The 13,820-nt window shown below is 74.7% G+C and carries 11 protein-coding genes; 6 read left to right on the forward strand and 5 right to left on the reverse strand.

Features of this window, described 5'->3' with window-relative positions:
• Window positions 1-18: 18 nt before the first annotated feature.
• Entirely contained in the window at window positions 19-987 is a 969-nt protein-coding gene (locus ACRYRX_RS16820; RefSeq protein WP_432513591.1) for a bifunctional riboflavin kinase/FAD synthetase, read from the reverse strand.
• A 61-nt stretch (window positions 988-1,048) separates the two neighbouring features.
• Between ACRYRX_RS16820 and pgi the strand changes: the two genes are divergently transcribed.
• Entirely contained in the window at window positions 1,049-2,743 is a 1,695-nt protein-coding gene (pgi, locus tag ACRYRX_RS16825) for a glucose-6-phosphate isomerase (RefSeq protein WP_432513593.1), read from the forward strand.
• 43 nt (window positions 2,744-2,786) lie between these two features.
• Here the strand turns inward: pgi and ACRYRX_RS16830 are convergent, their stop codons facing one another.
• The 3 genes from ACRYRX_RS16830 to ACRYRX_RS16840 form a co-directional block, all read right to left on the reverse strand.
• Entirely contained in the window at window positions 2,787-5,702 is a 2,916-nt protein-coding gene (locus tag ACRYRX_RS16830; RefSeq protein ID WP_432513594.1) for an aminotransferase, read from the reverse strand.
• A gap of 92 nt (window positions 5,703-5,794) precedes the next feature.
• Entirely contained in the window at window positions 5,795-7,696 is a 1,902-nt protein-coding gene (locus ACRYRX_RS16835) for an NHL domain-containing thioredoxin family protein (RefSeq protein WP_432513596.1), read from the reverse strand.
• A gap of 54 nt (window positions 7,697-7,750) precedes the next feature.
• Entirely contained in the window at window positions 7,751-8,452 is a 702-nt protein-coding gene (locus ACRYRX_RS16840; protein WP_432513598.1) for an SDR family oxidoreductase, read from the reverse strand.
• Between the two features lie 60 nt (window positions 8,453-8,512).
• On the opposite strand from ACRYRX_RS16840, the gene ACRYRX_RS16845 reads away from it, so the two are divergent.
• Both ACRYRX_RS16845 and ACRYRX_RS16850 read left to right on the forward strand, forming a co-directional pair.
• Window positions 8,513-8,887, forward strand: a complete 375-nt coding sequence (locus tag ACRYRX_RS16845; RefSeq protein ID WP_432513599.1) for a MerR family transcriptional regulator — start codon at window positions 8,513-8,515, stop codon at window positions 8,885-8,887.
• Window positions 8,884-9,090 carry a hypothetical protein gene (locus ACRYRX_RS16850; protein WP_432513602.1) on the forward strand — a complete coding sequence of 69 codons (207 nt, stop codon included), beginning with the start codon at window positions 8,884-8,886 and terminating at the stop codon, window positions 9,088-9,090. Before ACRYRX_RS16845 ends, ACRYRX_RS16850 begins: the two co-directional genes overlap by 4 nt.
• Window positions 9,091-9,117: 27 nt before the next feature.
• Here ACRYRX_RS16850 and ACRYRX_RS16855 read toward each other — a convergent pair whose 3' ends face one another.
• Window positions 9,118-10,041 (reverse strand): sugar-binding transcriptional regulator, encoded by a 924-nt coding sequence (locus ACRYRX_RS16855; protein ID WP_432513603.1) that lies wholly within the window; start codon window positions 10,039-10,041, stop codon window positions 9,118-9,120.
• A gap of 183 nt (window positions 10,042-10,224) precedes the next feature.
• Here ACRYRX_RS16855 and ACRYRX_RS16860 point away from each other — a divergent pair, with 183 nt between their 5' ends.
• From ACRYRX_RS16860 to ACRYRX_RS16870, 3 genes are all read left to right on the forward strand, one after another.
• Window positions 10,225-11,037 carry a GolD/DthD family dehydrogenase gene (locus ACRYRX_RS16860; protein WP_432513605.1) on the forward strand — a complete coding sequence of 271 codons (813 nt, stop codon included), beginning with the start codon at window positions 10,225-10,227 and terminating at the stop codon, window positions 11,035-11,037.
• 229 nt (window positions 11,038-11,266) lie between these two features.
• Window positions 11,267-12,811: a sugar ABC transporter ATP-binding protein gene (locus ACRYRX_RS16865; protein ID WP_432513606.1), complete on the forward strand. Its 1,545-nt coding sequence runs from the start codon at window positions 11,267-11,269 to the stop codon at window positions 12,809-12,811.
• On the forward strand, window positions 12,811-13,809 hold the full coding sequence (locus tag ACRYRX_RS16870) for an ABC transporter permease (protein WP_432513608.1): 999 nt from the start codon (window positions 12,811-12,813) through the stop codon (window positions 13,807-13,809). Before ACRYRX_RS16865 ends, ACRYRX_RS16870 begins: the two co-directional genes overlap by 1 nt.
• Window positions 13,810-13,820: the final 11 nt, after the last annotated feature.

Consider the following 13,820-nt stretch of genomic DNA (forward strand, 5'->3'; position numbering starts at 1 on the left):
ACGCCCCGACCAGGGCGGTCAGGGGCGCCCGGGCCCCAGCAGGAGTTCGCGGCAGGTGGCGACGTCGCGCTCCATCTGCTCCACCAGCGCCTCGACCCCCTCGAAGCGCAGCGTGGGCCGCAGCCTCGCCACCAGGTCGAGGTCGACGCGCTCGCCGTACAGGTCCAGCCCCGGCCCCACGCCGGGCTGCCCGGACAGGCAGTACGCCTCCAGCTGGCGGCGCTCGCCGTCGAACGTCGGGTTGGTGCCGATGGAGACGGCCGCGGCCAGCCGCTGACCGGAGGCGCGGGTCAGCCAGCCGGCGTAGACGCCGTCGGCGGGCACCAGGCCCTGCGCGGTCGCGGTGTCCAGGTTGGCCGTGGGGTACCCCAGCTCCCGGCCGCGGTGGTCGCCGTGCACGACCGTGGAGGTGACCCGGTGCGGGTGCCCGAGCACCTGCGCGGCCCGCTCCACCTCCCCGTCGGCCAGCGCCGCGCGCACCGCCGTGGAGCTCCAGCGCTGCGGGGCGCCCCGGTCCCCGAGGTCGGTGAGCACCTCGACCTCGAAGCCCCAGCGCGACCCCAGCTCCCGCACGGTGCCCAGGTCCCCGGCGTTGCCCTGCCCGAACCGCACGTCGTGCCCGACGACGACGACCTGCGCGCGCAGCGCGGTGACGAACACGTCCCGCACGAAGCGCTCCGGGCTCCACGCGGCCAGCTCCCGGGTGAACGGCATCACCAGCACCGCGTCCAGGCCGGTGCCGGCCATCAGGTCCAGGCGGCGCTCCAGGCCGGTGATCAGCCCGGGCGCGCGCTCGGGGTGCAGGACCTGCAGGGGGTGGGGGTCGAAGGTGACCGCGACGCTGGACAGGCCGCGGGAACGGGCCAGGTCGACCACCGTCCCCAGGACGGCCGCGTGCCCGCGGTGGACGCCGTCGAAGTTGCCGATGGTGACCACCGACGGGCCGAACCCGGCTTCGACGTCTGACAGGTCTTCCCACCGTTGCACGCAGACACTGTGCCAGCAGCCGGTGGCGCGCTCCGAACGCGGGCTGACTACCGTTCGATCCATGAGCACAGGACCCGTCGATCCCACCACCACCCCCGCGTGGGCGTCGCTGGACGCGCACCGGGCCGCCACCACGCCCGACCTGGCCGCCTGGTTCGCCGCCGACCCCGCGCGCGCGGGCGAGCTGAGCTTCCCGGTCGCCGACCTGTTCGTGGACCTGTCCAAGAACCTCGTCACGTCCGAGACGGTCGGGCTGCTGCTGGAACTGGCCGAGCAGACCGGCGTCCTGGCCCGCCGCGACGCCATGTTCGCCGGTGAGCACATCAACGTCACCGAGGACCGCGCCGTCCTGCACACCGCGCTGCGCCGGCCGGCGGGGGCCTCCCCCGCGCTGGTCGTCGACGGCCAGGACGTCGACGCCGACGTGCAGGCGGAACTGGCGAAGGTGTTCGCCTTCGCCGACGCCGTCCGCAGCGGCGAGTGGAGGGGCGTCACCGGCGAGCGGATCACGCACGTCGTGAACATCGGCATCGGCGGGTCCGACCTGGGCCCGGTGATGGCCTACGAGGCGCTCAAGCCGTTCGCGCAGGACGGGCTGGAGCTGCGGTTCATCTCGAACATCGACCCCACCGACGTCGCCGAGACGACCAAGGACCTCGACCCGCGCACGACGCTGTTCATCGTGGCGTCCAAGACGTTCGGGACGCTGGAGACGCTGACCAACGCGCGGCTGGCCCGCGCCTGGCTGTGGGCGGGGCTGGCCGCGGCGGGCGCCCTGGCCGACGACGACGAGGCCCGCTCGGCCGCGGTCGCCAAGCACTTCGTCGCCGTCTCCACGGCGCTGGACAAGGTCGCCGCGTTCGGCATCGACCCGGCGAACGCGTTCGGGTTCTGGGACTGGGTGGGCGGCCGCTACTCGGTCGACTCCGCCATCGGCACCTCGCTGGCCGTCGCGATCGGCCCGGACGCGTTCCGCGAGTTCCTCGCCGGTTTCCACGCCGTCGACGAGCACTTCCGCACGACCGAGCCGGCGCGCAACGTCCCGCTGCTGATGGGTCTGCTCAACGTCTGGTACGTCAACTTCCTCGACGCGCACACCCACGCGGTCCTGCCGTACTCGCAGTACCTGCACCGGTTCGCGGCGTACCTGCAGCAGCTGACCATGGAGTCCAACGGCAAGTCGGTGCGCTACGACGGCGAACCGGTCACCACCGACACCGGCGAGGTGTTCTGGGGCGAGCCCGGCACCAACGGCCAGCACGCGTTCTACCAGCTCATCCACCAGGGGACCCGGGTCATCCCGGCGGACTTCATCGCCTTCGCCACCCCGGCCCACCCGCTGGTCGACGAGGCGGCGGGCGGGGCCGACGTGCACGCCCTGTTCATGGCGAACTTCTTCGCCCAGACCAAGGCGCTGGCGTTCGGCAAGTCCGCCGAGGAGGTCCGCGCCGAGGGCACCGCCGAGGAGGTCGTCTCGGCCCGGGTGTTCACCGGGAACCGGCCGACCACCTCGATCATGGCGCCCGCGCTGACCCCGTCGGTGCTCGGTCAGCTCATCGCCCTCTACGAGCACATCACGTTCGTCGAGGGTTCGGTCTGGGGCATCGACAGCTTCGACCAGTGGGGGGTGGAACTGGGCAAGAAGCTGGCGCTGGAGATCGCACCCGCGCTCACCGGCGACACCGCCGCCCTCGAGGCGCAGGACCCCTCGACGGCCTCGCTGATCCGGTACTACCTGGACAACCGCGCGAACTGAGCCGGTCCCGGGCCGGGGGTGGTGGTCCCCCGGCCCGGTGCGCTCACCACCCCTCGTCGAGGACGCGCTCGAGGGCGTCGGCGAAGAAGTCCGCCGACTCCCGCGCCAGGCACAGCGGCGGTTTGACCTTCAGGACGTTCTGGTGGTCGCCCGTGGGCTGCATGACGACCCCCAGCTCCAGCAGACGGTCGCAGATCGCGGCCGTCTCCTCCGTCGCCGGCTCCAGGGTGGCCCGGTCGCGGACGAACTCCACGCCCAGGTACAGCCCGTCGCCGTGCACGGCGCCGACGAGCCCGTGGCGGCCGGCGATCTCGCGCAGCCGTCCCCGCAGGTGGTCACCGACGACGGTGGCGTTCTCCTGCAGGCGTTCCCCGACGACGACGTCGAGGACGGCCGACCCGACGACGCTGGACAGCGGGCTGCCCCCGGTGGAGGAGAAGAAGTACCCCTGGGTCCGGTAGCGGTCGGCCACGGCCCGGCGCGTGACGACGGCCCCCACGGGGAACCCGTTGCCCACCGACTTCGCGACGGCCACCACGTCCGGCACGACGCCCTGCTGCTCGAACCCCCAGAACCAGCGCCCCAGCCGGCCGTACCCGACCTGCACCTCGTCGGCCACGGCCAGCCCACCGGCCTCGCGCACCGCGGCGTAGACGGCCCGCAGGTACCCCGGTGGCAGCGCGACGCCCCCGGCGTTGCCGAAGTACGTCTCGGCCACGAACCCGGCCAGGTCGACGCGGGAGGCCAGGTCGCGGATCGTCGCGACGGCCTCGGGGGCGTACCTGTGGGCCTGCGGACCGCGGTGCCGGCCGCGGTAGGGGTTCGCCGCGTCGACGGTGTGCACCCAGTCCGGGCGGGTGGTGAGCGCGGCCGGGTTGTCGGCGACCGACGTCGACACGGCGTCGCTGGCGAACGTCCACCCGTGGTACGCCTCGCGCATGGCCACGACGTGCCGGCGCCCGGTGGCGGCCATCGCGATCCGCAGCGCCAGGTCCACGGCCTCGGACCCGGAGTTGACGAGGAACACCGTGTCCAGCTCGTCGGGCAGCGTGGCGGCGATCTTCTCCGCGAACTCGGCGACGGCCGCGTAGTGGAACCGGGAGTTCGTGTTCAGCAGCCGCAGCTGCCGGTGCGCGGCCTGCTCGACCCGCGGGTGCGCGTGCCCGATCGAGGTCACGTTGTTCACCATGTCCAGGTACACCCGCCCGTCGACGTCGGCGAGGTGCTCGCGCCAGCCGCGCTCGATCTGCGGGGGTTCGGCGTAGTAGTGCTCCTGGACCCCCGCCAGCACCCGTTCGCGCCGGTGCAGCACCTCGGCGGCCGGGACGGCGACCGCCGGGGTCAGCCCCAGCAGCGGGGCGGGGTCGTGGACCTGCGCGAGCCAGCCGGGGGCGTGCGCGGCCCGCACCCGGGCCGGGACGTCGAGGGCGCCGTCGCGCACGAGCTGCACGTGCACGGCGCTGCGGGCCGGGACGGTGGCGAACCCCTGCCCGGCCCGCACCGGCCCGCCCCCGGTGCCCGGGGCGGGCACCGACAGGCGCAGGACGGCGCCCTCGCCCACGAGCTCGACGCCGCCGGCCCCGGCCCGGACGTGCCCGGCGAAGGGGGCGAGCGCGGTGGACGCGCGGGCCGCCCACAGGGTCGCCCCCGTGGGGACGGTCGCGGGCGGTTCGGCGCTCAGCGCGGGCGAGCCGGTCAGGACGGGCACCGCGTGCGGCAGGACGACGACGTCGGCCGCCCCCAGCCGGCGCAGCGCCTCCCGCTCCAGCGTCCCCGCGTCCGTCCAGGCGCCCAGGTCGTTGACCTCCGAGCGCGTCCCGGCGTCCAGCACGTCGACCGTCGTGCCCGGCGGCAGCAGCGGCCCGGCGGCCGGGGCCGGGGCCGGGCGCGCGCGCCCCAGCGCGTGCCGGACGAGGGCCGTCACCACCGGGATCGGCAGCTCGGTGGCCACCTCCAGGATGCGCCGCTCGCGGTCCAGCCCGTCCTGGGCGTAGGCGTTGCCGGGGTCCAGGACGGCCTGGTCGCGGCCGCTGAGGACCAGCACCGCCCCGCGCAGGACCACCAGCGGCCACAGCGCCTCGACCTCGTCGTCGGTGAGGGACCGCGCGGCGTCGAAGGCGCGGACGGCGGGCAGCGTGCTGTGCGCGTCGGCGCCGGCGTGGTGCAGGACGGAGGAGATCGTGACCGCCAGCTCCCCCACCCGCCAGGAGCGCAGGACGTCCCCGAAGTCGACGATCCCGTCCGGCAGGCGCCCGCCGGGCGGGACGACGACGTTGTCGTCGGTGAGGTCGAAGTGCCCCAGCTGCGCGGGCAGCCGCCCCGCCAGGGGTTCGAGGACCGCGAGCGCCGCGGTCGCGGCGGTGACGACGCGCTCGCGCACCGCGGTGTCCGGTTCGCGGGGGGCCAGCAGCTCGACGACCCGCCGGGCGTGCTGCAGGTCCCACTGCAGGACGCGGTCCTGGGCGGGGTGCTCGACGTGCTCCAGGGCGCGGCTCACCGCGGCGGCCAGGACGCCCAGCCGTTCGACGACGGCCGGGGCCAGGTACCCGGAGCCGTGCAGGGTCCGGCCGTGGACGACGCTGAGCAGCCGGGCGTGCAGGCGGCCGCGGGAGGTGTCGAACCAGCCCCGCAGGTCCCGGCCGTCGCGGCGCAGCACGTGCGCGACGCGCAGGTCGGGCAGTTCCCGGGCCAGCAGCGCGGCGACGTGGTCCTGCAGGTCGACCTCGGCGGCGCTGAAGGCCGGGTTGCTGAGCTTGAGCACGGCCACGGGCTCGTCGTCGGCGACGGCGTGCGCCATGAGGTTCTGGTCCTGCTGGCTGCCCAGGGAGCGCAGCCGGACGTCGAGGCCGAACTCGCGGGCGACGAGCCCGGTGAGCTCGTCGGCGGGCACGTCGGGGGCGGGCAGGGCGGGCTGGGCGAAGAAGTCGAACAGGGGTGCCCCGTCGGCGGGGTGCGACACGTCAGCTCCGATCGTCGGCCTGACGCGGAGCCTAGGGCGCGGGCCCGGCCGGGGGCCGGGAGGGGACCCCGGGGAGCCCCCTCCCGGCGCGTTCAGACGCCGCGCAGGTCCAGCGGCAGGACCGCGGGGGCGCCGGCGACCAGCCGGACGGGGATCCCCCAGTCCTGCTGGTACAGGTGGCAGGCGGCGAACTCGGGGACCTCCCCGGTGTCGGGGTCGCCGTCGCACGCCGCGGCCTGCACGCTGACGTGCAGGACGCCGCCGTCGAACCCGTCGGCCAGGCGCAGCGTCCGGCGCAGCCCCTCCTGCGCCCCGGCCCCCTCGGCCAGCAGCCCCGGCGGCGTGGAGGCGACGACCAGCCGCGTCGGGTCGCCCCAGCGGTCGTCGAGCTTCTGGCCCGTGGGCGGGGTGAAAGCCACGACCAGTTCCACGACGCCCGGGGCCAGGTCCGTCGGCGGCCGCTGCACGCGGTGCGCGCCGGCGTCGACCCGCAGGTTCGCCGGGGTCAGTTCCCGGGTGAGGCGGTGCGCGGCGCTCTCCACCACGACGAGCGTGTCGCCGTCGACGAGGACGTCGGCGGGTTCGGCGAGGTCGCGCAGGACCGTGGAGACCTCGCCGGTCGCCGGGTCGAAGCGCCGGACGGCGCCGTTGTAGGTGTCGGCCACGAGGATCGAGCCGTCGGCGGCCACGGCCAGCCCGAGCGGGTGCTGCAGCAGCGCCTGCGCGGCCGGGCCGTCGCGGAACCCGAAGTCGAACAGGCCCTGCCCGACGTGGGTGGTGACCGCGTACCCGGCGCCGGCGACGGGGGCGACGTTGGCCATCCGGGCGTCGTCGACGGGTTTGACCTCGCGGTCGGGTTCGGCGTCGGGGCTGCGGCGCAGGCTGCGCAGCGCGGAGGTCTCGGCGTCGACGAACCACAGCACCTGCTCGCCGTCGGCGTCCTGCACGGCCAGGCCCGAGGTCTGCGCGAACCACGCCTGCTCGGCCGGCCCGTCGTTGATCCCCTCGGCCGTCGTGCCCGCCAGGACCCGCACGACCCCGGCGACGGGGTCGAACGCCCACAGCTGGTGGACCCCGGCCATGGCGACGACGACCTGCCCGTCGAACCAGGCCACGTCCCACGGGGTGGACAGGTCCTGCTCCAGCGCCGGGCCGCCACCTTCCCTGCGGCGCAGCTGCTCCCCGGTCCCGGCGACGGTGCGCACCGCACCGTCGGACAGGCGCAGGCCGCGCAGGGCGTGGTTGACGCTGTCGGCGACGACGACGTCGTACCCGACCCGTTCGGCCACGTCGGCGGGCAGCAGCGCGGCGCCCTGCGGCTCGGCGAACGTGGCCGGCTCGTCGGTGGACCCGCGCTCGCCGGTGCCGAACCGGCGGCGCTCGGTCACCAGGTCCGGTTCGAGCTCGACGAGCTGGTGGTGGGCGGTGTCGGCGACCAGCACGGCCCCGTCGGGCAGCCGGACGGCGCGCGCGGGGAACCGCAGGGCCGACCCGGCCGGCGGGGCCGGGACGTAGGGGCCCGTCCCGCGGTGCAGGGTCCCCTTGGCCTCGTGCTCGGTGACGAGCTCGGAGACGAGGACGTCCAGGCCGTGGGCGTGCCCCTCCCCCGACATCGAGGCCACCACGTACCCCTCGGGGTCCACGACGACGAGGGTCGGCCAGGCCCGGGCCGCGTACGCCTGCCAGGTCGCGAGCTCGGGGTCGTCGAGCACGGGGTGGTGCACGGCGTAGCGGTCGACGGCGGCGTCCAGGGTGGCCGGTTCGGCCTCGTGGGCGAACTTCGGCGAGTGCACCCCGACGGTCACCAGGACGTCGGAGAACTTCTCCTCCAGCGGGCGCAGCTCGTCCAGGACGTGCAGGCAGTTGACGCAGCAGCTGGTCCAGAAGTCGAGCAGGACGACCTTGCCGCGCAGGTCGGTCAGGGAGAGGTCGCCGGCGGTGTTCAGCCACCGCCGTCCGGTCAGCTGCGGGGCGCGGACGCGAGCACGGTTCACCGCAGCATCATCGCCCGGTGCGCTCCGTGCGAGCGCACCGGGCGACCGGCGGGGTCAGGCGGTGAGGAACTGCGCGTAGAACTCGCGCGGGTCCTTGGCGAGCGAGGCCTTGACCATCGCGCTCCAGTCGTCGACGACGACCTCCAGGTCGCCGGCGTCGACGCCGTCCAGGACCGTCTTCGCCACGGTCGCCGGGTCGGTCTTGGGCCCGTCGACGCCGGCGGCCATGTCGGTGTCGGCCAGGCCGAGGTGGACGGAGGTCACGAGCGTGCCCTGGCCGGCCAGTTCGAGGCGCAGCGCGTTGGACATGTTCCAGTTCGCGGCCTTGGAGACGGAGTAGCCGCCGGTGCCGGGGAAGGCGAACCAGGACAGCGCGGAGGAGACGTTGACGACCGCGCCGCCGTCGTTGGCGGCCAGGACCGGGGCGAAGGCGCGCACCATCGACAGGGTCCCCCAGAAGTTGACGTCCATCTCGGCGCGGACGGCGTCGAGGTCGCCGAGCAGGGACGCGCCGGTGGAGATCCCGGCGTTGTTGACGAGCAGGTCGACGTCGCGGGCGAGGTCGGCGGCGGCGGCGACGGCCGCGGGGTCGGTGATGTCGAGGGCGATCGCCTCGACCCCGGGCAGGTCGATGGACTCGGGTCGGCGGGCGGCGGCGTAGACCTTCGCCCCGCGGGCGAGCAGTTCGGCGGCGAGGTGGCGGCCGATGCCGCGGTTGGCTCCGGTGACGAGCGCGGTGGCTCCAGCGGTGTTCATGGGGGTACCGTAGAACCTGACGTTGACGTCAGGGTCAAGTCCTTCGGCGTGAGGAGCGGGATGCGCATCGGCGAGGTCGCGCAGCGGGCGGGGGTCAGCGTCCGCGCGCTGCGGTACTACGAGGAACAGGGCCTGCTGACGTCCGAGCGCAGCACCAGCGGGCAGCGGCGGTACCCCGACTCCGCGGTCGACCGGGTGAGGTTCATCCAGAACCTCTACGCGGCCGGGCTCGGCAGCAAGGCCGTCCTGCGGATCCTGCCGTGCATGGAGCACGGCGTGCTGACCGACGAGATGCACGCCCGCCTGCTCGCCGAGCGGGCACGCGTCCAGGCCCAGCTCGAGGAGCTGACCGCGACGCGGGACAAGCTCGACGCCGTCATCGCCCACGGCGAGGCCTACCGGGCCGACCCGGCGAGCTGCGCGGGGGCGTCGTGAGCGAGGAGCGGTTCGCGCAGCTGCGGCGCCTGGCCGGCCGCAAGGGCTGGACGCTCCAGGCGCCGACGCAGCGGCACCCCGGCTACCTGCTGACCAGCGGCAAGCCCGGTGCGAAGGACGCCCGCATCGCGTTCGGGGCGAACGGCCCGGTGCTCACCCTGGCCGAGGTCGAGCAGTGGCTGGCGGACCTGCCCGGCGGGTGAGCCCCCGGCGCGCCGGGAGCCGGCCGGTCAGGGCGCGCGGCGCAGCAGCCGGCGCGCGAGGTGGACGTCGGTGACCAGGGAGTTCAGCAGGCCGGCGCGCAGGAGAGCGTGCACGGCCGTGGTCTTGCCCCGCCCGCCGCCGACCCCGATGACGTCGGGCACGGCGCGCAGCTGCGACTCGGTGATCGCGACGCGGCGGGCGTCCAGCCCCGGGACGCGCCGGCCCCCGGCGTCCACGAGCAGCGCCCCCGTCTCGGCGACCACCCCGGCACCGGCGAGCCGGGTGAACTCCTCCTCCCCCAGCAGGGCGGGGATCTGCGACAGCTCCGGCGTCCAGGCCCCGATCGCGACGACGGCCTTGGTGACCCGCCCGTAGGCCGCGAACGTCGGGCGGAAGGCGCGGTGGGTGCGCATCGCCTCGGCGGTCCGGGCGTCGGCGACGACGAGGGGGGCGAACAGCGCGAACACCCGGCCGCCGCTGGCCTCGCTGACGACGCGGGTGACGTCCGTGGCGGTGTCGCCCAGCTGCCCGCCCATGCCGGTGATCTGCACGACGTCGCACCCCGCGATGCCGTCGAGGTGCCCGGCCATCGCGCGCAGCGTCCGGCCGCAGTCGATGCCCAGGACGTCCTCGGCGGTGACGATCTCGCGCAGCAGGTCCCCGGCGACCTGGCCGAGGGGCTCGCGCACGCGCGTCTCGTCGGCGGTCTGCACGGCCAGGGCCCGGCGCAGCCCGTACCGGGTCCGCAGGTCCTCGGACAGCCCGTAGTCGATGCCCGCCGGGGCGCGGACCTCGATCCGGACGATCCCGGCCTCCCGCGCCGCCTGCAGGATCCGGCCCACCTTGAACCGGGACAGCCCTCGCTCGGCGGCGATGTCGACGCGCGAGGCGCCGTCGACGTAGTGGCGGCGGGCGATCGCCACGAGCTCGGTCAGTTCTTCCGGCCCCATCCGCTCATCGGAGCAGACCCCGGCTCGACCGCGCACGTCCGGTGCTCATGTGAGCAGGGGTGTTGACCGTGCGAGCGGTCCCGCGCAGCATTCGACGTCGCAGGGGGACGACCGGCAGCGGTGCCGGGGACCGGCCCCCGCCCGCCGCCGGGCCCGGCGGAGCCGCCCGACCAGGAGGACGCCATGAGCACCGCACCCACCACCGGACCCACCACCGAGCCGGCCGCCGAACCGACCGACGAGTCCGTCGACCTGTCCTTCCGCCTCGACGGGCGCACCGCCCTGATCACCGGCGCCGCCTCCGGCATCGGCAGCGCCATCGCCGGCGCGTTCGCCGACGCCGGGGCGCGGGTCGTGGTCGTGGACCTGCACGCCGACGCCGCCCGCGACCGGGCCGATGCCCTGGGCCGCAGCACCGGCCGCGAGCACCTGGCCCTGGCCGGCGACGTCGCCGACCCCGACTCGGTCGCGGCGTTCGCGGCGGCCGCCGGTCCCGTCGACGTCCTGGTCACCTGCGCCGGGATCGTCGACCTCGCCCCGGCCGAGGACCTGGACCCGGCGGTGTTCGCCCGCACCCTGGCCATCAACCTCACCGGCACGTTCCTCACCGCCCAGGCCGTGGGCCGGGGCATGCTCGAGCGCGGGCGGGGGAAGGTCATCACCATGGCGTCCCAGGCCGCCACGGTGGCCCTGGACGGGCACGCCGCCTACTGCGCCTCCAAGGCCGGGGTCGTCGGGCTCACCAAGGTCCTGGCGGCGGAGTGGGCCGGGCGCGGGGTGACCGCGAACTCGATCTCCCCGACGGTCGTCCTCACCGACCTGGGCCGCAAGGCGTGGGCGGGGCCGAAGGGCGAGGCCGCCAAGGCGCAGATCCCGACCGGGCGCTTCGCCCTGCCCCGCGAGATCGCCGGGGCGGCGCTGTTCCTGGCCTCCGGCGCCTCGGACATGGTCAACGGCGCCGACCTCGTCGTGGACGGCGGGTACACCATCCGCTGAGCCGCTGCTCACCTGAGCGGCGCGATTGACACCTGAGCCCCGCCTCGGGAACCTGGCCGCTCCGTGCACGGCAGCACGGCAGCACCGCAGCACGGCCTCCCCCACCACGTCCTCCCGCTCTCGACTGGAGCACCCCCATGACCCGTGCGGTCCGGCGGGTCGTCGCGCAAACCCCCGGCGACCCGCGGCTCGAAACCCACCCCTCCCCCGTCCCGGCCGGTGAGGCCGCGTGAGCACGCAGACCGGGACCGCCGTCCTGGAGTGCCGGGACCTGCGCAAGTCCTTCGGCGGGGTCCCCGTCCTCAAGGGCGTCTCCCTCAGCCTGGAACTGGGCACGGTCACCGCGCTGGCCGGGGAGAACGGCGCCGGCAAGTCGACCATGATGAAGATCGCCGCCGGGCAGTACCGCGCGGACGAGGGCAGCGTCCTGGTCCGCGGCGAGGAACTGGCCGCGGGCAGCATCCGCGACTCCCACCGCCTCGGCGTCGCGATCGTCCCGCAGGAACTCGCCTCGATCGCGCACATGACGGTCTACGAGAACCTCTTCGTCGGCCGCGAGCTGAAGACCAGGCTCGGGACCCTCGACCGGCGGCGCATGGCCGCCGAGGCGTCCACCCTGCTGGAGGTGTTCGGCGTCGCGATCGACCCCGGCGCCCGGATGGGGACCCTGCCCGTCGGCATGCAGCAGATCGTCGAGATCGTCAAGAACTCCTCCCGCGGCGCGCAGGTCGTGCTTCTGGACGAACCGAGCTCGGCGATCTCCGAGCGCGAGGTCGAGGGCCTCTACCGGGTCGTGCGGCGGCTGCGCGACTCCGGGGTCGCCCTCATGTTCACCACCCACAAGATGGCCGAGATCCGCGACCTCGCCGACCGCGTCGTCGTGCTCCGCGACGGCGGCCTCGTCCTCGACGAGGCGATGGCCGACGTCTCCGACGACGACATCGTCACCGCCATGATCGGCCGCGAGCTGGAGGACCTGTTCCCGCCCGTTCGGACGGTGCCCGCCGACGCCGACGTCGTCCTGGACGTCGCGGGCCTCGCCGTGGCCGGGCAACCCGGGACGGTGGACCTGCAGGTCCGCCGCGGGGAGATCCTCGGCCTGGCCGGGCTGGTCGGCGCCGGGCGCACCGAACTCCTCGAAGGGGTGTTCGGCGTGCGGGCCACCACCGCCGGGCGCATCACCGTGGCCGGGCGCGACGTCAGGCGCAAGAACCCCGCGGCCGCCATCACCGCCGGCATGGCCCTCGTCCCCGAGGACCGCAAGCACGCCGGCGCCGTCATGGGCCTGTCCGTGCTGGACAACGGGACCCTGCCGCGGCTGGGGAGGTTCTCGGTCGCCGGCTGGCTCAAGGGCGCCTCGCGCACCCGCGCCGTCGGGCAGGCCATGGACTCGGTCCGGCTGCGCAGCCGCGGCCTGTCCCAGGACGTGGGGACCCTCTCGGGCGGGAACCAGCAGAAGGTCGTCCTGGCCCGCTGGCTGACCGAGCACGTCGACGTCCTGCTGCTGGACGAACCCACCCGCGGCGTCGACGTCGGTGCCCGCTCGGAGATCTACCGCATCATCGCCGAGCTGGCCGCGGCCGGGATGGCCGTCGTCATGGCCTCCTCGGACATGACCGAGGTCCTCGGCCTCTCGCACCGGGCGCTGGTCCTGCGCGACGGCGGGATCGTCGGCGAACTCGACCGCGCGCAGCTCGACGCCCCCGACGTGCAGGAGACCATCTTCCGGCTCAGCTCCGGGCTCTCCCTGCGAACCGACACGAAGGAACCCTGATGGCCACGACCCAGCTCGAGAAGACGGCGGTCCCCGCCGAGAGGCGGCGGTTCTCCCGCGAGTGGATCGTCGCCCAGCTCATCCGCCGCGCCATGCTCATCGTGATGCTGCTGGTCATCGCGTTCTTCTCCTACCGCTCGCTGCGGTTCACCTCCCCGGAGAACCTGCAGAACATCCTCATCGCGGCGGCCCCGTTCGCCCTCATCGCCCTCGGCCAGACCCTCGTCATCCTCACCGGCGGCATCGACCTGTCCGTGGGCTCGGTCATCGCCGTGTCGGCCATGACGGCCGCCGCGGTCGCCAAGGCCAACCCCGGCCAGGTCTGGCTGACCGTCCTGTCGGCCATGGCCGTCGGGCTGCTGGCCGGGACGGTGAACGGCGTCCTCGTCTCCCGGGTCGACGTCCCACCGTTCATCGCCACCCTGGGGATGCTCACCGCGGGTTCGGGGATCGCGTACGTCATCGGCGGCGGCGCCCCCATCAACGGCCTGCCGCCGGAGTTCGGGACCATCGCCAACACCAAGGTCCTGGGGCTGCAGATCCCCGTCATCGTGATGATCGTCGGCATCGTCGTGCTCGGGATCGTCATGCGCCGCACCAGCTACGGCATGCGCGTCTACGCCGTCGGGGGCAACCGCGTCGCGGCCGAGATCGCCGGCGTCAACGCCCGCCGCACCCTGTTCAGCGTCTACGCGCTCTCCGGCGTCCTCGCCGGGCTGTCGGGGGTCATGCTCGCCTCGCGCGTCATCTCCGGCCCGCCGAACCTGGGCCAGGGGTACGAGCTCGACGCCATCGCCGCCGTCGTCATCGGCGGCGCCTCCCTCATGGGCGGCCGCGGCACCGTCTGGGGCACCGCCCTGGGCCTGCTGCTCATCCAGACCCTCAACAACGGCCTGGACCTGCTGCTGGTCCCGGCCTACTGGCAGGACGTCATCAAGGGCGTCCTCATCGTCGCCGCCGTCGCCGTCGACGTGTGGTCCACCAGGCGCCGGGCCTGACCACGCCCCCG

The sequence above is a fragment of the Kineococcus lubricus genome (assembly GCF_050871965.1).
In the GTDB taxonomy this organism is placed as follows: domain Bacteria; phylum Actinomycetota; class Actinomycetes; order Actinomycetales; family Kineococcaceae; genus Kineococcus.